Annotated in this window: 18 protein-coding genes; 5 read left to right on the forward strand and 13 right to left on the reverse strand. The window is 70.3% G+C overall.

Annotated elements, in window-relative coordinates; all coding sequences use genetic code 11:
* Window positions 1–10: 10 nt before the first annotated feature.
* From acsF to KBZ13_RS00400, 8 genes are all read right to left on the reverse strand, one after another.
* Entirely contained in the window at window positions 11–1123 is a 1113-nt protein-coding gene (acsF, locus tag KBZ13_RS00365) for a magnesium-protoporphyrin IX monomethyl ester (oxidative) cyclase (protein WP_255004988.1), read from the reverse strand.
* A 49-nt stretch (window positions 1124–1172) separates the two neighbouring features.
* Complete coding sequence (locus KBZ13_RS00370) at window positions 1173–1640, reverse strand: DUF2996 domain-containing protein (protein ID WP_255004990.1); 468 nt, start codon at window positions 1638–1640, stop codon at window positions 1173–1175.
* A 49-nt stretch (window positions 1641–1689) separates the two neighbouring features.
* Entirely contained in the window at window positions 1690–2220 is a 531-nt protein-coding gene (locus KBZ13_RS00375) for a hypothetical protein (protein ID WP_255004991.1), read from the reverse strand.
* A gap of 7 nt (window positions 2221–2227) precedes the next feature.
* Window positions 2228–2842 carry a flavin prenyltransferase UbiX gene (locus tag KBZ13_RS00380; RefSeq protein ID WP_255004992.1) on the reverse strand — a complete coding sequence of 205 codons (615 nt, stop codon included), beginning with the start codon at window positions 2840–2842 and terminating at the stop codon, window positions 2228–2230.
* Window positions 2843–2844: 2 nt separating this feature from the next.
* Window positions 2845–5151 carry an RNB domain-containing ribonuclease gene (locus KBZ13_RS00385; protein ID WP_255005800.1) on the reverse strand — a complete coding sequence of 769 codons (2307 nt, stop codon included), beginning with the start codon at window positions 5149–5151 and terminating at the stop codon, window positions 2845–2847.
* A 108-nt stretch (window positions 5152–5259) separates the two neighbouring features.
* Complete coding sequence (locus KBZ13_RS00390) at window positions 5260–5553, reverse strand: TMEM165/GDT1 family protein (RefSeq protein ID WP_255004993.1); 294 nt, start codon at window positions 5551–5553, stop codon at window positions 5260–5262.
* A 13-nt stretch (window positions 5554–5566) separates the two neighbouring features.
* On the reverse strand, window positions 5567–5965 hold the full coding sequence (locus KBZ13_RS00395; protein ID WP_255004995.1) for a TMEM165/GDT1 family protein: 399 nt from the start codon (window positions 5963–5965) through the stop codon (window positions 5567–5569).
* Window positions 5965–6321, reverse strand: a complete 357-nt coding sequence (locus KBZ13_RS00400; RefSeq protein WP_255005002.1) for a YkgJ family cysteine cluster protein — start codon at window positions 6319–6321, stop codon at window positions 5965–5967. Before KBZ13_RS00400 ends, KBZ13_RS00395 begins: the two co-directional genes overlap by 1 nt.
* A gap of 156 nt (window positions 6322–6477) precedes the next feature.
* On the opposite strand from KBZ13_RS00400, the gene psb30 reads away from it, so the two are divergent.
* Window positions 6478–6585 carry a photosystem II reaction center protein Ycf12/Psb30 gene (psb30, locus tag KBZ13_RS00405; protein WP_255005015.1) on the forward strand — a complete coding sequence of 36 codons (108 nt, stop codon included), beginning with the start codon at window positions 6478–6480 and terminating at the stop codon, window positions 6583–6585.
* Here the strand turns inward: psb30 and KBZ13_RS00410 are convergent.
* Window positions 6564–7880: a chloride channel protein gene (locus KBZ13_RS00410; protein WP_255005016.1), complete on the reverse strand. Its 1317-nt coding sequence runs from the start codon at window positions 7878–7880 to the stop codon at window positions 6564–6566. The two genes, psb30 and KBZ13_RS00410, sit on opposite strands and share 22 nt — an antisense overlap.
* 1 nt (window position 7881) lies before the next feature.
* Entirely contained in the window at window positions 7882–9846 is a 1965-nt protein-coding gene (gene recJ / locus KBZ13_RS00415; protein WP_409995584.1) for a single-stranded-DNA-specific exonuclease RecJ, read from the reverse strand.
* A gap of 20 nt (window positions 9847–9866) precedes the next feature.
* On the opposite strand from recJ, the gene KBZ13_RS00420 reads away from it, so the two are divergent.
* The 3 genes from KBZ13_RS00420 to KBZ13_RS00430 are packed head-to-tail and all read left to right on the forward strand — an operon-like array spanning window position 9867 to window position 12033.
* Window positions 9867–10670, forward strand: a complete 804-nt coding sequence (locus tag KBZ13_RS00420; protein WP_255005018.1) for an HAD-IA family hydrolase — start codon at window positions 9867–9869, stop codon at window positions 10668–10670.
* Entirely contained in the window at window positions 10667–11011 is a 345-nt protein-coding gene (locus KBZ13_RS00425) for a DUF565 domain-containing protein (protein ID WP_255005019.1), read from the forward strand. The genes KBZ13_RS00420 and KBZ13_RS00425 overlap by 4 nt, the downstream gene beginning before the upstream one ends.
* Window positions 11008–12033, forward strand: coding sequence for a hypothetical protein (locus KBZ13_RS00430; RefSeq protein ID WP_255005020.1), 1026 nt, complete (start codon window positions 11008–11010; stop codon window positions 12031–12033). Before KBZ13_RS00425 ends, KBZ13_RS00430 begins: the two co-directional genes overlap by 4 nt.
* On the opposite strand, the gene rpmF is transcribed toward KBZ13_RS00430, so the two are convergent.
* On the reverse strand, window positions 11994–12173 hold the full coding sequence (gene rpmF, locus KBZ13_RS00435) for a 50S ribosomal protein L32 (RefSeq protein WP_255005021.1): 180 nt from the start codon (window positions 12171–12173) through the stop codon (window positions 11994–11996). The two genes, KBZ13_RS00430 and rpmF, sit on opposite strands and share 40 nt — an antisense overlap.
* 318 nt (window positions 12174–12491) lie before the next feature.
* Here rpmF and ftsH point away from each other — a divergent pair, with 318 nt between their 5' ends.
* A complete protein-coding gene (gene ftsH, locus KBZ13_RS00440; protein ID WP_409995595.1) occupies window positions 12492–14324 on the forward strand; it encodes an ATP-dependent zinc metalloprotease FtsH in 1833 nt (610 codons plus the stop codon).
* Between the two features lie 31 nt (window positions 14325–14355).
* On the opposite strand, the gene KBZ13_RS00445 is transcribed toward ftsH, so the two are convergent.
* Together KBZ13_RS00445 and KBZ13_RS00450 are read right to left on the reverse strand one after the other, a co-directional pair.
* Window positions 14356–15318 carry a cupin gene (locus KBZ13_RS00445; protein ID WP_255005022.1) on the reverse strand — a complete coding sequence of 321 codons (963 nt, stop codon included), beginning with the start codon at window positions 15316–15318 and terminating at the stop codon, window positions 14356–14358.
* Between the two features lie 118 nt (window positions 15319–15436).
* On the reverse strand, window positions 15437–15712 hold the full coding sequence (locus tag KBZ13_RS00450; RefSeq protein ID WP_255005023.1) for a MoaD/ThiS family protein: 276 nt from the start codon (window positions 15710–15712) through the stop codon (window positions 15437–15439).
* Window positions 15713–15742: the final 30 nt, after the last annotated feature.

A 15742-nucleotide genomic window follows, 5' to 3' on the forward strand; every position in this document is an offset into this window, starting at 1 on the left:
TGGATGGGGATCAGCGGACGGCTGGCTGGAACTGTTCGCTGCGGATCGGGGCCGTCAGGAACAGCTTGGCCATCACCAGACCGTTGGCGGTCCAATAGGGCAGCTTGCGCAGCAGCTTCAGGGGCGCAGGGCCACCTGAGGCCTCGACGGCACTGAGGGCGGCGTTGTTGCTGACGATCCGCTCCAGGCGTGGGTAGAACTTGGGATGCTCGACATTGAGCACCACAGGGAACACCCGGGCGGAGGTTTCGTTGGTCTTGGCGATCACGTACTTGTCGTAGTCGCGGGCATCAAGGCCGAGGGCTTCGTAGAACTCCTTGCGGGCCACGTCGCGCACGTACATGGTGGCGAACACCGCCAGCAGGAAGAAACGGCACCAGAGCCGGGAGGAGAGGCCGCGCACGGTGCCTGGCTGGGCCTTCATCAGGGCGTCGAAGAAGTCACCGTGACGGTTCTCGTCCTGGCACCAGCTCTCGAAGAAGTTGAAGATCGGGAAGATCTTGCTCTCGGGGTGCTGCTCGAGGTGGCGGTAAATGGCGATGTAGCGCCAATAGCCGATCTTCTCGGAGAGGTAGGTGGCGTAGAAGATGAACTTGGGCTTGAAGTAGGTGTACGACTTGCTGGAGGTGAGGAAGCCGAGATCGAGCTGGAGCCCGAAATCGCCCATCGACTTGTTCAGAAAACCAGCATGGCGGGCCTCATCACGGGCCATGTGGGCGAAGCACTCCGCCAACAGGGGGTTCTTCTCCTTGATGCGGCGGCTGAGCTCCTTGTAAAGCAGGAAGCCGGAGAACTCGGAGGTGCAGCTCTGCTCGAGGAACTCCACAAACACCTTTCGGGTCTCGGGATCGAGCTTGTCGGCCGCTCCGTCGAATTCCTCGTTACGAACGAAGTGGTGGCGGTTGTAATCCTTGCGGAACTCCTCGCAGATCGCTTCGAGTTCCACCTCGTTGGGCCGCAGGTCCATGGCCGCCATGGCCTCGAAATCTGTGGTGTAGAACCGCGGCGTCAGAATCGTGTCCTTGACCGGTTCCTTGAAGGTGGCGGCAGCTCCTGGGGCGGCGCCAGGAAGGGTGTCTGTGGCGGTGGCTGTGGCGGTGGCTGTGGCGGCGGGGGGCACCATCGCGGACCAGGCTTACGTCTGAAGGTGCATCGTAAGGGGGCTGGACCCCTCAGTTGGGTCCCAGCCACTTCTGGCCGTTGAGCCTTGACACAACCCGCGACACCAGCAGCGCCAGGGTGCTCTTTTTCTCATCCACCAGGAACGACTCCAGCAGGGTGGGCTCGCTCCCTCCCTCAGCCAGGGCGAAGGTCTTGGCGCCGTTGATGTCGGCGTCGATGAAGCTCAGCCAGAAACGTCGCCCCCCGGGGAGGCCCCCCTTCACCTGCCAGGCGCTGCTGGCCACCACGGGGATCGCCCCCTGCTCGAACACCAGCTCATCCAGGGCAGCGCCGGAAGCCTCCATGCGCTCGCGCAGGGCCGGCAGGAACAGCTCGGGGATGAACACGGCGAAGGGCTGATCCTCCGGGGCGGGGGGCTTGGCCTTGGCCGCCGCAGGCTTGGCGGCGGCTGGCGCCGCAGCGGGGCTGGTCGTGGGGTTGGTCGTGGAGTTGGTCTCTGGGCTGGTCGGATCGCTCACGGCGCAAACCTGACGTAGGCGGGTGGCAGGACTGTAGAAGCGAAGCGCTCTACCAGTCGTCCTGTTCGGGGCTGTCCCAGCTCACATCCGGATCGGCCGCCGCGGCGGAGCGCCCGTGGGACGGGCCCGTGGCGACGGTGGCCTGGGCCGCCGCGGCGGGCTTGCCCTTGCGGATCACCCGAAACGGCACCGACACGGTGGGGGGAGGGTCCTGGGGGGCGCGGCGCGGCCACTGGCCTCCGGTCGGTATGGCGACCTCGGGGGCGGCGAAGCCTGGGGCCCGCTCCGGTTCTGCGGCCGGGCGCGGGCGGGTGGGCCCCTCCCAGGGCGCACCGGCGGGCCCCTGGCGCAGCCGGCGACGCAGGGCCGGAGCCCCGGAGCGCAGGGCCAGGGCCGTGGCCCCGCCGCTGAGCAGGGCACCACCACCGGCCGCCAGGGCCATCCAGATTCCGATCGGCAGGGCCGGTGCGCTCCAGACCAGCAACCGCAGCGGCAGGACAGGCCGTGGATTGAGCGCGCCCACCAGAAACACCGCCAGCAACGGCGCCAGCAGGGGAATCAGCAGCAGGCGACGGAGCACGGGCCGTTCAGGTGGGGGGAAGGGGACCTTGCCAGCGGCGCAGCGAGCCGAGGTCGTAGCCGAGGCAATCGAACACCCGAATCACCAGAAAATCCACCATCTCCTCGATCGTGCTGGGGCGGTGGTACCAGGCGGGCACGGGCGGGGCGATGCGGGCCCCCGCCTCGGCCAGGGCGGTGAGGTTGCGCAGGTGCACCAGGCTCCAGGGCATCTCCCGGGGGGAGATCACCAGGGGCCGGCCCTCCTTGAGGTGCACGTCCGCCGCCCGCTCGATCAGATCCAGGGCCACCCCCGAAGCGATCCGCCCCACGGTGCCCATGCTCGCCGGCAGGATCACCATGCCGCGGGTGCGGAAGCTGCCGCTGGCGATCGCAGCGGCCTGGTCGTTCCAGCGGTGGCAATGGAGTGTGCCGGAACTGGTGCCCGTGCACTCCCGCCAGAAGGCCTCCTGGGCCGCCGGTTCCGACGGCACCCTGAGCCCCAGCTCCGCCTGCCAGACCCCGATCGCCCCGCGACTGGTCACAAGCTCCACCGTCTCGCCCGCCTCCAGCAGCAACTGCAGGGCCCGCTGGGCCAGGGGCTGGGCGGAAGCGCCGGACACGGCCAGCACCACCGGGTCCATGCTCAATCCTCGCTGGGGGCCATCGTCAGGGGTTCGGGGCCATCGAAACCAGAGGCCCCAGCGGAGCCGGACTCACTTCCGTCGTCGCCATCGGGCTGAACCACGACCAGGTCGATCTGGTGACGCAGCACGTCCACCTTCTGAATCACCACATCAACGGCATCGCCGAGCATGTAGGTGCGCCGGTTCTTGCGGCCCACCAGACGGTTCTGGCGGGAGCGGTACTCGTACCAGTCATCTTTCAGGGAGCTCACGTGCACCAGCCCCTCCACCTGCGATGGGGGCACCTCGACGAAGAAGCCGTAGCTCTGCACGCCGCTGATCACCCCCGGCAGGGTCTGGCCCACCAAGGGTTCGGCCTGGCGCGCCTGGGCCAGGGCCAGGGCGTCGGCGTGCAGCTCCTGCACGAAGCGGGAGCGGGTGTTGAGGCGGTGCAGCAGGGCGCTGCTGCGGGCCTCCTGGATCGGCGCCAGGGTGCTGGGGGGCAGCAGCGGCCAGTCCACCTGTCCGTGGCAGCTGTCGGAGGCCAGCTCCACCTTGGTCTTGTGGCGCACGGAGGGACGGTCCTTGCCCTCAGTGAGCAGCAGCACCAGCACCTGCTGGTTCCAGATGTCGGCGTAGTGGAGCGCGGGAAGGGTCCAGGGGGCGTAGGCGGTGTCCTCGCCGACCACGTGGTTGGGGCCAGGGGTTTCGCTCAGCAGCACCGGCCGCAGACTGTCCTTGAGCTGCTGCTGCAACACCCGGGCGCGGTCGCTGCTGGCGAAGGCCGTGGCCAGTTCCGAGGCGGTGGCGTTGCCGTCGGCCGAAAGCTCCAGGGGGAGTTCCAGGGCCAGGGCGGCCTTGGCGACCTCGTTCAAGTCGGCAGGGTCGGGGGCCTCGTTGGTGGCATAGAGACCCGGCAGATCCAGGGAAGCCAGGTGGCGGCCCAGGGCCCGGTGGGCCGGGATCAGCAGTTCCCGCAACAGGGCGAAGGGATGGGTCTCGTCCAGGGACACCAGCCAGCCTTCGCGGCTCTCATCCGGGGGCGCCGTGGTCAGATCCCCCAGGCTCTCGATCGCCGGGGTCGGTAGGTCCAGATCAATCGAGCCGGCCTGCCACCGTTGCTGACGCAGCAGACCCGCCAGCTCAATGAGCTGCTCCAGCAGGGGCAACTGATCCTTGAGGGCCTTGAGGGCCGCCGGCACGGTGCGGGCCTTGGGCTTGCGCTCGGCGAGCGCCTGGAGCGTCCCGGCGTCGACGCGGGCATCGACGCGCACGCTGCTGCGGCTGAAGGTGTAGTGCTGCAAGCTCCCCTGGCGATCGAGGTCCAGGGCCACCGACAGGGCCGACTGGCTCTCACCGCTGCCCAGGGCGGCCGCCTTGGTGAGGGCGGGGCTGAGCAGGGGCAGCCAGCGGGGGCCGATGCACAGGGCCTCCGCCTCCTCCCGCAGCCAGAGATCGAAGCTTCCGCCCGGGCTCAGCCTCTCAGCCACCGCCGGGGCGTGGACCCACAGCCGCCAGCCCTCGCCGGTGTCCTCGAGGGACACGGCCGGCAGCAGGGGGGCCTCAGCGCCGCTCCAGCCCTCCAGCAGCAGGGTGGGGAGGGCGGTGAGATCGTCGCGGCCCTTTTCCGGCAAGCTCTTGAGCGTGGCGCGGGGCGCGGCGGGCCGCTCCCGAAGACCGTGCTTGGTGATCAGCAGATCCAGGTCGGCCTCAGGGCCACCGTTGATGGCCAGGCTGCGGGCCACGTGGCCCTGGGGGGCGAACTGGCCGACCGGGTAGCGGTCGATGCGCACCTCCACCACGGAGTCCTGCTGAGGGCTCAGGTGGGCGCTGTCGGTCTCGGGCAGCTCGACGGTGGTGAGCAGGCGGTCATCCAGGGGCAGCGCCACCAACCGCTCGTTCTGCTGGGCCACCTGGGCCAGCAGCGAGGTGGTGCCCCGCTCGAGGATGCACTGCACGCCCCCTTCCGGGGAGCGGCGGCGACCGCCGTCGCGGGTGATGCGCACCAGCACCCGATCGCCGTTCCAGGCGTGGTTGAGCTGGTGGTCACGGATGTAGATGTCTTCGCCGCCGTCATCCCGCAGGGCGAAACAGAAGCCCTTGCTGGAACAGCGCAGCCGCGCCTCGATCAGGCTCTCGTCCGGCCGGCGGCTGACGGCCTCGCCATCGGCCTCCAGCAGGCCCACACGGCTGAGGCCGTCGAGGGCGATGCGCAGCTGCTCTTTGTCGGCCTTGTGGCTCAAACCGAGCGCTTTCTCCAGCTTGGCGACCGGCAACGGATCGCTGGCGGGGAGCTGGTCGAGCAGGTCGGCGACCGTGAACTTCATCGGGGGCGGTGGGGCGGCGATGGGCACCTCGGCCGTCTGGGCGTGCAGCGAAGCCCAGGCGGACGTGCGTCTTGACACCTGACTCTAAGGATCGGTGGGATCGCAGGCCTAGGCCGTGGGCGGCTCGGCCTGGGTGGAGCGCCAGATCAGCCGGCCGCCGATCAACAGAAAGCCCAGGGCCGCCGCGAGCTGAAGGGTCTCCGGGTCAATCACCGAGGAGAGGGAGCCCCCGGCGGCGGACCCCAGCAGGCTCGCCAGCACCAGGGCGGCGGAGCTGCCGGCGAACACCGCCCCGGGTCGGTTCGTGGTGCCGCTGATGGTCACCACCGCCAGCTGGGTCTTGTCGCCAAGTTCCGCCAGGAAGACCGTGATGAAGGTGGAGGCCAGCAGGGGAAGGGTCATGGGAGTGGTGATCTCAGGGGGCCATCAGGCCGAGGGCGGCCTGGCGGCCGATCCACAGCCCCAGGCCCACCATCAAGATGCCCGCCAGGCGCTCCAGCTGATGGGCCGGCATCACGCCCGCCAGCCATCGGCCCAGCAACACGCCCACCAACGAGGAGCAGACCAGGGCCAGGGCGGCACCGATGAACACCACCACGGGCTGCCCCGACTGGGCCGAAAGCAGCAGGGCCGCCAGCTGGGTCTTGTCGCCCAGCTCCGCCAGAAACACGGTGGTGGCGGTGGTGAGGAACACGGCGCCCCAGCGTCCCGCCCCCAGGTCGGCCGTTGGGGCAGCAGGCGTTGGGCTTGGCTCCACCACGGCAGGTGGGTCGGCAGCGGCCTCAGTTGTGGCGGACGGGTTCTCATCGACCATCAGCGTCCCTGGATCGCCCGCTCGAAACGTCGATACACCCTGCCACGGCCTCCGTAAACACCGCGGATCTGCTGGCGGCAGCAGGCGATCGCGAAGCCGTCGGCGGCCTCCTCCTCCACGCCGAACAGACCGGCCAGGTTCCCCACCCGGCAGAACTCCGGCCGCTCGTCGTAAATGCGGCAGCGGCGGCCACCGCTGTCGTAGTAGAGGCACCAGCCATCGGGTCCCACCATGGCCAGATAGAGCTCCCGCTGCTCCGGGCCCAGGGCCTCGAGCGCCTCGCCCCGCTCCTCGGGATCGAGCCGGCAGCAGGCGCCGCAGCCGCTGATGCAACTCCACTGCTCCGGGCGAGTCATGGCCGCTGCCCCACCAGCTGTGACAAGCCGTCACAGTGGCCCGGCAGGCCAGCATGGCGGGCTTGCAGGGCCCCGTAGGCTGCACCCAGGCCAATGGTCCGGGGAGTTGATCCCCGCCCACCATCTGCACGCCGTCCAACCGCAAGCCGACCAACCATGGGCATCGACGTCCACCTGATCGCCAACTTTCTCGCCCTGGCCCTGATCACCCTGGCTGGTCCCGCCGTGATCTTCATCCTCTTCTACCGCCGCGGCGCCCTCTGAAGCTCCGCCAGGGCGTGGTAGATCGGCCGATCGAGCACCAGCCGGCTGGCGTAGGCCGCCAAGGCGGCTGCCAGCAGCAGCCCGGGTAACAGTTGCTGGTCGCCCGCCAGCCGCATCGCGAACACGATCGTCATCACCGGCAACTGGGTGGCGCCCGCCAGGCCGGCGGCCATGCCCAGGGCCAGTCCCAGGTGCGCGTCGGCCCCGAACAGCTGCAGCAGGCCGACCCCAAACACCGCTCCAAGGCTGAAGGCCGGATCGATCAGGCCCCCGGGGATGCCCGCCCCAAGGGCGAGCACCGGCCCAACGAGCCTGGCCAGCAGCACCCCCAGCCCGCCCAGCGGCGTGAAGGGAACGCCCGTGGCCTCGATCAGCTGACTCATCAGCCGCTCGCCGTCGCCGCCGCTGCTGCCGCCACTGACCAGGGCGAGGGCCGCCAGCAGTCCCCCCAGCCCAAGGCCGAGGCGCAGCGGGCGCCGGCGCAGATGGGGCAACAGCCTGGCGCTGACCAGCAGCAGCAGCCGCGAGAAACTGCCCCCCAGCAGACCGCCCAGCAGCCCCACGGGCACGGCCCAGGCCAACTGATCGGATTCAAACGCCGGGCCGCCCAGCAGCCCCAGCCCAAACATCGGCTCACCCCCCAGGTGGCTGAGGGCGGCGGCGCTGGAGCACACGAGCAGGGCGGGCCAGATCAGCTGCAGCTGGAAGCTGTGGGTGAGCTCCTCGGCCATGAACACCACACCCATCAGGGGGGTGTTGAAGCCACCCGCCAGACCGGCGCCGGCGCCGAGGGCAATCAGGTCAGGGGGCTGGAGGTCCTTGAGCAGTGCGGGCCAGCGGCGCCTGAGCCCATGGGCCACGGCGGCCCCCACGTGCACCACCGGTCCCTCCCGCCCCAGGGGCATCAGGGCAAGGGTGGCCGCGCTCCAGAGCGCCAACCGCTGCAGGGTGGGCCCGGGGGCCATGAGGCCATGGGCCTCGGCGGCATTCTCCAGGCTGGCCATGGTCTGAGGGATGCCGGAGCCGGCACCGTTATGCCAGCGATCCGCCTGCAGCCACAGCAACAGCGGCAACACCAGCAGCGGCGAGGCCGCCAGCAGCAGACCCGCCGTGGTCCAGCCCTGGCCACTGAAGGCCGGCAGCAGGCCCAGCCACTGGGACTGGAGCCCGTCGATCAGGTTCAGGGGCCAGCAGGCCGCCCCCACCGCCAGCCCCAGAAGCGCCAGTTGCAGCAGCTTGCGCGCCAGGGCCTGCCCCTGGTTCAGCAGCGGCGGCAACAACCGATCCGTTTCCATCTCAGGCCACCAGACCCAGGGCCACGGCGGCCTCCTGCACTAGGGAGCGGATGTAGGGGTGCTCAGCGGCGGCCTCCCCCAGCGGGCCGATGGCGGCCTCCACCTCCTCGCCGGCGGCATTGCGGATGAGCAGGCCCTCCCCCTGGCGCCGGCACCAGTAGCTGCGCTCCCGGCGCAGCAGCAGCACCTCGCCCGCACCGCTGCAGCGCACCCCCGCCAGCTCCAGTTGCAAGCGCTCCTGACCCTGCCAGCGGTCCAGCCGCAGGCGGAAGGCCACATCCACCTGCTCGGGCAAGGGGCCCTGGCCCTGCCAGCGCCAGGCGATCGCCCGCAGCCGGCTCTCCCCCTGCTCCAGGGTGAGTTGTAGATGGCCGCCCCGCAGCAGCCGTTGCTCCAGCACGCGGCAGCGGGCACACCAGAACAGGGGCGCCGCCAGGCCGATCCCGAAGGGCTCCAGCCGCCGCAGCTGCTGCCAGAACGCACGGTCGATGCGCCCCAGGGCCAGGTGCGCCTCCGGCTCCAGGGGCAGGCCTTCGCCCCGCTCCGCCAGCCAGCTCTGGGCCAGACCCTCGAGGCGCTCCTGCAGGGCCGCCACCTGCTCGGCGCGCACCGTGAAGCCCCCGGCGGCGGGATGCCCCCCAAAACGCTCCAGCAGGTCGGCGCACTGCTGCAGGGCCTGATCGACGGCGAAGCCCTTGGGCGAGCGCACCGAGGAGCGCAACCGGCCCTTGCCCTCACTGGACAGCAGCGCCACGGGCCGGCCGAATCGCTCCACAAGCCGGGCCGCCACGATCCCGATCACCCCGTGGTGCCAATGGCCCTGGGCCAGCAGCAGGAAGGCCGAGCGCCGGGGGCCATCGGCCTCCACCAGGGCCACCGCCTCGGCCTCGATCGCCTCACAGAGTTCCTTGCGCTGGCGGTTGAGGGCCTCGCACTCCCGCGCCAGTTCCAGGGCCCGTTCCGGATCGCCGGTGGTCAGCAGCTCCACCACCAGCCGCGGATCCCCCAGGCGGCCCACGGCGTTGATGCGTGGCGCCAGCTGGAAGCCGATCGTGGTGGCATCCATCGGCCCCTCCTCCAGGCCCGCCACCCGGGCGAGCGCCTGCAGGCCGGGCAGGCCGCTGGCCCCGAGCCGGGGCAGCCCATCCATCAGCCAGCGGCGGTTGACCCCCAGCAGGGGGGCCATGTCAGCCACGGTGCCGATGCAGAACAGATCAAGGGCCACCGCCAGGGCATCAGCGCGCTTGAGCTTGAGGCAGAGGGCCTGGGCGAGCACATAGGCCAGACCCACCCCCGCCAGGCCGCGGTAGGGGGAGCCTTCGGGGGTGCAGGCCGGGTGCAGCAGGGCCAGGTAGGGCGGGTGCTCCGCCGGCAGGCTGTGGTGGTCCGTGAGGATCACCTCCACCCCCAGGTCCCGGGCCCGCTCCAGGGCCTCGCGGGCGGAGATGCCGTTGTCCACGGTCACCAGCAGACGCACCCCGCCGGCTTCCAGGCGCTCCACCATCGGCGCGTTGAGGCCGTAGCCATCGTCCTGGCGGCTGGGGATCGCCGCCACCGGCCGTGCCCCCAGCCGTTGCAGCACGCCCACCAGCAGCGCCGTGCTGGTCATGCCATCGGCGTCGTAGTCGCCGCAGATCGCCACCGCCTCACCGGCGGCGCAGCTGGTTTGCAGGCGGGCCACCGCCTTGGAGAGATCGGCGAAATGAAGCTGAGGGTCCGGGGCAGCGGGCGGCTCCAGCAGGGCTGCAATCGCAGCGGCGCTGGTGAACCCCCGGCGCCGCAGCACCGCCAGCAGTTCATCGGGAAGGGCGAAGGTCTCCAGGTCGCCTGGATCAGCCCGGTCGTTCGGCCCGGCGGAGCCCAGGCCCTCAAGGGGGGCAGGCAGGTGCCAGCGTTGCTCGGGCAGGGAGGGGAGCAACGGCGGAGCGCTGGGGCCGCCGCATTCTGCGTGCCGTTCGGACTCCATGCACCTCCTAGCCTGCGCCCATGCAGGTTTCATCCCCTGAGAGTTCCCCGGGGTGTGCGCTGAGGGCGCTGCTCTGGGATGTGGACGGCACCCTGGCGGAGACGGAACAAAGGGGCCACCGAGTGGCCTTCAACCGGGCGATGGCCGACGCCGGCCTGCCCTGGCAGTGGGACGAAACCACCTACCGGGAGCTGTTGAACGTGAGCGGCGGCCGCGAACGGCTGGAGCTCTTCCTGGAGCAGCGCGAAGGGCGGGTCCCGGAGCCCGCCCGACTGGAGGATCTGGTGGGGCGCAAGCAGGAGCACTACCGCGCCCTGGTGGAAGCCGGTGAACTGCAGCTTCGCCCGGGGGTGCGCCGGTTGATGGCGGCGGCGGCGGCGGCCGGCCTGAGCCAGGGCATCGTCACCACCAGTGGCCGGGGCTCGGTGCAGACCCTCTGCCAGCACCTGCTCGCTGACCTGGCCGGGGCGCTGAGCTTCTGGATCTGCGGCGAGGACGTGCGGCGCAAGAAACCGGACCCCGAGGCCTACCAGCTGGCCCTGACCCAGCTGGAATCAGGCGGCCAGGGGGTGCTGGCGATCGAGGATTCGCTCAATGGCCTGGGCGCGGCGAGCGCGGCGGGCCTGAGCTGCCTGATCACCCTGGGACTCGACAGCGCCGAGCAGGCCATCGCGGGCTTCGCCGCCGCCGCTGTGACGACCAGCGTGGCCGTGGTGGATGGGCTGGGGGATCCTGGCCGTCCAGCAAGCGTGCGCTGCGGTCCGGCTTGCCCCGAGGGGCTGGTTACGCTCTCCTGGCTGGAGCAGCTGGTGCCCAGGCCATGACCCGGCTCCCGGTGGAACCGACCCGCTTCAGCCGGGTCCAGGAGCGACTGGGGAGCGTGCTCTTCGGGGGCCTCGCGGGCAGCTGGCGGGAGCGCAGCCTGGCGATCCTGGCCCTGCTGCTGGGCTTCTATGGCGGCAGCAACCTGACCGCCTACTTCCTGCAGCGCATCGGCCAGCGCCCCCTGGTGGTGCTGGCGTTGGTCCTGCTGATCGAAGCGGTGGTTCGGGTGCGCAGCCGCTGGCTCAAAGGCGACCCCGGCCTGGGCTGGGTGCTCTGCGACAACCTGCGCATCGGGCTGGTCTACGCCGTCGTGCTGGAAGCCTTCAAGCTCGGTTCGTGACCAGCGCGGCCCTGCTGGCGGCCTGCGGCGTAGCGGATCCAGAGCGTTGGCGGCTCCTGGGGCAACAGCGGCTCGAGGCCGCCGCAGCTGAGGCCGAACACCAGGGTGATCCCGAACTCCGCGACGCCCTGGAACGCGCCCACCCCAGCCTGATTTGGGGCCTGTGGCTGCCGCTGCTGACGGCGCTGGAGAGGCGCCAGGGCGCCGGCAAGCCGGTGGTGATCGGAGTCAATGGCCCGGTGGGGGCCGGCAAATCCACCCTGGCGCGGGTGCTGCGGGCGCTGGCCGCCCAGGCGGGCCTCAGCCTGGCCACGGCCTCGATCGACGACGCCTACCTCCCCTGGGGGGATCGGCAACGGGTGTTGGCGGGCAATCCCTTCGGGGTGCTGCGGGTGCCCCCCGGCAGCCACGGGAGCGGGGAGCTCACGGTGGCCCTGGAGCGTTGGCGCCAGGGCGGGGTGCTGCGCCTGCCCCGCTTCGACAAGACCCTGCGGGGGGGTGACGGGGACCGCAGCGGCTGGGGGGAGCAACGGGCCGATGCCGTGCTGCTGGAGGGCTGGCTGCTCGGCTGCCGGCCGCTGGCGGCGGACCAGCTCGAGTACCTCGTTGAGGCCCACGGTGGCGCCGCCGGCCTCGGGCTGACAACGGCGGAAGTCGCCTGGCTGCCCCGCTGGAACAACGCCCTGGAGTTGTATGCGCCCCTCTGGGGACAACTGGACGCCCTCTGGATCCTGCGACCGGGCGATTGGCACTGGCCCAGGCGCTGGCGCCTGGAGGCCGAAGCGCGACAGCGGCGCCGCACCCCAGGCTCAGGGCTCACGGCAGCGGCTGTGCTGGCTTTGGTGCGGGCCAGCCTCGGATCCTTGCCCCCCCGGCTCTACCAGGACCCGCTGCTGAGCACGGCCGAGGGGGTGGCCCTGCTTGATCGCCGCCGCCGTTGTCTCTGGAGTGGCACAGGCGCTGAAGCGCCCGCAGCGCTCAATCAGCTGTCGCTGGACTCGTCGACGTCAGCGATCGGATAGATGAAGCCCTGGGCCCGGCCGCTCAACACGGACTTGCCGATCGAGAGAGCTTTCTGGGCGGCCTCGCCGGCCTTCGCCTTCCAGTGGGCGTGGCGCTGATTGCGCTTGCCCTTGGAGGTTTTCTTCTTGGGAACAGCCATCCCCGTCGCTCTGCCAAACAACGATCCTGCGCTGCGGCCCTGCCATTCGTCAAATCGCTAAGCTCTTGGAAGTGGTCGAGCCCAGTGAGCACAAGCCTTCCTCCGGCTGCATCCGCGGCCCTCGGGGCCGCACCTGTCACCGCCTTCGCGGCCCCCGGGGTCGGGGCGCTGGCGGCAGCGGCTGAGCCGCAGGTCACCGCCCCCAAGACCTCGCCCCAAACAGCCGCGCCCCAATCCGCCGCACCCCAGGCCGCCAAGACCACGCCCGAGGCGGCGGCACCGGCGGCACCTGGGGCCCCCAGCAGCGCGCCAGCGCCGATTCGCCCCAACGCCTCTGCTTCCCTGCTTCAGGATCTGGGCCTGCGAACAGCCCCCGGCCCGAGCTACAGCCAGCTTCTCAGGGAGATGAAGGCCGGCACCGTCAAGAGCCTGGAACTCTCGGTGCGCCAGCGGGAGGTGCAGGTGAGCTTCAAGGACGGCAGCACCGCCCAGGTGGCCGTGTTCGCCAATGACCAGCAACTGCTTCGCACCTCCCAGGAAACCCGCGTGCCACTCACGGTTCGCGACGACCGCCAGGACGACGCCACCGCTGGCCTGGTGGCCAACCTGCTGCTGGTGGCCCTGCTGATCGGCGGGCTCACCCTGCTGATCCGCCGCTCCGCCCAGGTGGCCAACAAGGCCATGGGCTTTGCCCGCAGCCAGCCCCGGATGCAGCCGGAGGGCACCGTCAGCGTGCGCTTCGAGGATGTCGCCGGCATCAACGAAGCCAAGGCGGAGCTGCAGGAGGTGGTGACCTTCCTCAAGGAGCCCGAACGCTTCACCTCAATCGGCGCCAAGATCCCCAAAGGCGTTCTGCTCGTCGGGCCGCCGGGCACCGGCAAGACCCTGCTGGCCCGGGCGATCGCCGGCGAGGCCGGGGTGCCTTTCTTCTCGATGGCCGCCTCGGAATTCGTCGAGCTGTTCGTGGGCGTGGGGGCCAGCCGCGTGCGCGACCTGTTCCGCAAGGCCAAGGAAAAGGCGCCCTGCATCATCTTCATCGACGAGATCGACGCCGTGGGGCGCCAGCGGGGAGCCGGCATCGGCGGCGGCAACGACGAGCGGGAGCAGACCCTCAACCAGCTGCTCACCGAAATGGATGGTTTCGAAGAGAACTCGGGGGTGATCCTGCTGGCGGCCACCAACCGCCCCGATGTGCTGGATTCCGCCCTGATCCGCCCGGGCCGCTTCGATCGGCAGATCAGCGTCGACCTGCCCGACCGCCTCGGCCGTGAGGCGATCCTGGCGGTGCACGCCCGCACCCGCCCCCTCGACCCGGAGGTTTCCCTGGCCCGCTGGGCCGTGCGCACCCCGGGCTTCTCCGGCGCCGATCTCTCCAACCTGCTCAACGAGGCGGCCATCCTCACCGCCCGCCGCCACAAGAGCAGCATCGACGACGGGACGCTCAATGACGCCCTCGAGCGGATCACCATGGGCCTGACGGTGGCGCCCCTGCAGGACAGCGCCAAAAAGCGCCTGATCGCTTACCACGAGGTGGGCCACGCCCTGCTCACCACCCTGGTGCCCCACGCCGACAAGCTCGACAAGGTGACCCTGCTGCCCCGGGCCGGCGGAGTGGGGGGCTTCGCCCGCACCACCCCCGATGAGGAGATCCTCGATTCCGGCCTGATCAGCCGCGCCTATCTCCAGGCCAGGCTGGTGGTGGCCATGGGCGGGAGGGCGGCGGAGCTGGTGGTGTTCGGTCCCAGTGAAGTCACCCAGGGGGCCTCCGGGGACCTGCAGATGGTCACACGCATCTGCCGGGAGATGGTGACCCGCTACGGGTTCTCCAGCCTCGGCCCGGTGGCGCTTGAAGGAGGCGGTGGTGAGATCTTCATCGGCCGCGATCTGCTGCAGTCCCGTCCCCACTACGCCGACAGCACCGGGCGCCAGATCGACGCCCAGGTGCGCGCCCTGGCCCAGCAGGCCCTCGATCAGGCCGTGGCCATGCTCGAGCCCCGGCGGGAGTTGATGGATGCCCTGGTGGAGCAGTTGATCGAGCAGGAAACGCTCGATGGCGATGAGTTCCGTCGCATCGTCAACGCCGACGGAGTCGCCGCGGAGGTTGAATCCAGCGCGCCCGCGAGCGCTGAGGCGATCGCCGCCGTGGGCTGAGGCTGGAGCGCGGCTCCAGGCAACCGGCCCCTCAGCTGAAGCGGATGTCGAGGCTGCGCAGGTAGGTGTGCAGGCCGGCGTCCTGAATCGGCAGGAGCATGGAGCTTCGTCCGCTCTCGTTCACATGCGAGTGCCAGAGGCCAGGGGGGGTCACGAAGGCGGCCCCGGGTTCCCAGTCCATGCGCACGGGATTGCGGATCGTGCCGTCCCCATTGAGCTCTGAACCCGAGAGCGTCGCGCAGCCGGGATCACAGTCGATCACCAGATCCAGGGCCACCGATTGGTGGCGATGGGGGGGCTGAACCGCTCCATCGGGCACCAGGCCCAGCATGGCCCAGAGGGTGTGGGTCACGGTTCGGCTGGCGGGCAGGTCTCGATTGGCCATCAGCAGGCTGAGTCGGTTGCTGCGGGCACTGGAGGGATCGGCGGCGAGGGTCTCCAGCTCCTGCCGCAGCCAGGGCCCGGGGTAATGGGTGGCCTCGAAGCGGGGCTGGGTGGCCGTGACCCCAAGGAAGCTCAGCAGCGGAGCGTCATGGACCCAGTAGAGAACGCTCTCGGCGGAGGCCTCCAGCCGGGCAGGCCCACCGGCGGGCAACACGAACAGATCGCCGGCATTCCAGGGCTGGTTGAACTCATTTCCAAGGCCGTCCGCGGGACGCCGGCAGCTGCCGGCCCCACGCCAAACATAAAAAAGTTGGCTGGTGGCTTTGGCGCTGACCTCGATCGCCTCCCCGGCGAGGATCCGGATGAAGTTCGCCGAGAGGGCCGGGCTGGTGGCCGGACCCTCGCAGCCCAGCTCGGCGCTGAGATCCAGGGGCAGCACCGCCGTGGGCCCGTGGGCATGGAGGGCGGCGCCCCAGCGGTGCTCGCGCATCGGCTCGGTGAGGCCGTGGCGGATCGGATTGGCGGCCTGGCGGTAATCGAACACCAGGGCCTTGGCGCTCCCTGGGCAGGCGGCAGACCCTGCATTCGTTGCCTGGGGTGCCTGGGTCATGGATCCAGCCGCTTGATGGGAATGAGCCTATTGACCCAGAGGCCGGGGCGGGCGACCAACAGCTTCGACAGGGTTGTTCGAGCTTGTTGTTCGACCCGGTTGCTCGACTCAGCTGGGTTCAGCCCCCGGCCACCGCCGGCACGATGCTCACCTCATCGCCGTCCTTGAGGAGAGTGGATTGGTTGTCGAGGAAGCGGATGTCCTCGGTGTTGACGTAGACGTTGAGAAAGCGGCGCAGCTTGCCGTTCTCATCGGTGAGCCGCTCCTGGATGCCAGGGAACATGGCCGCGAGCGCCTGAATCAGCGCGTCCACATCGCTGGCCTCAATCGCCACGCTGGCCTGGTCGGCGGTGTACTTCTGCAGCGGAGTGGGGATCAGAACCTGAACGGCCATGGGGAAGCTTCGGGGATGGGCAATGGTGGA

Source organism: Cyanobium sp. ATX 6F1, assembly GCF_024346315.1.
Lineage (GTDB): Bacteria > Cyanobacteriota > Cyanobacteriia > PCC-6307 > Cyanobiaceae > ATX-6F1.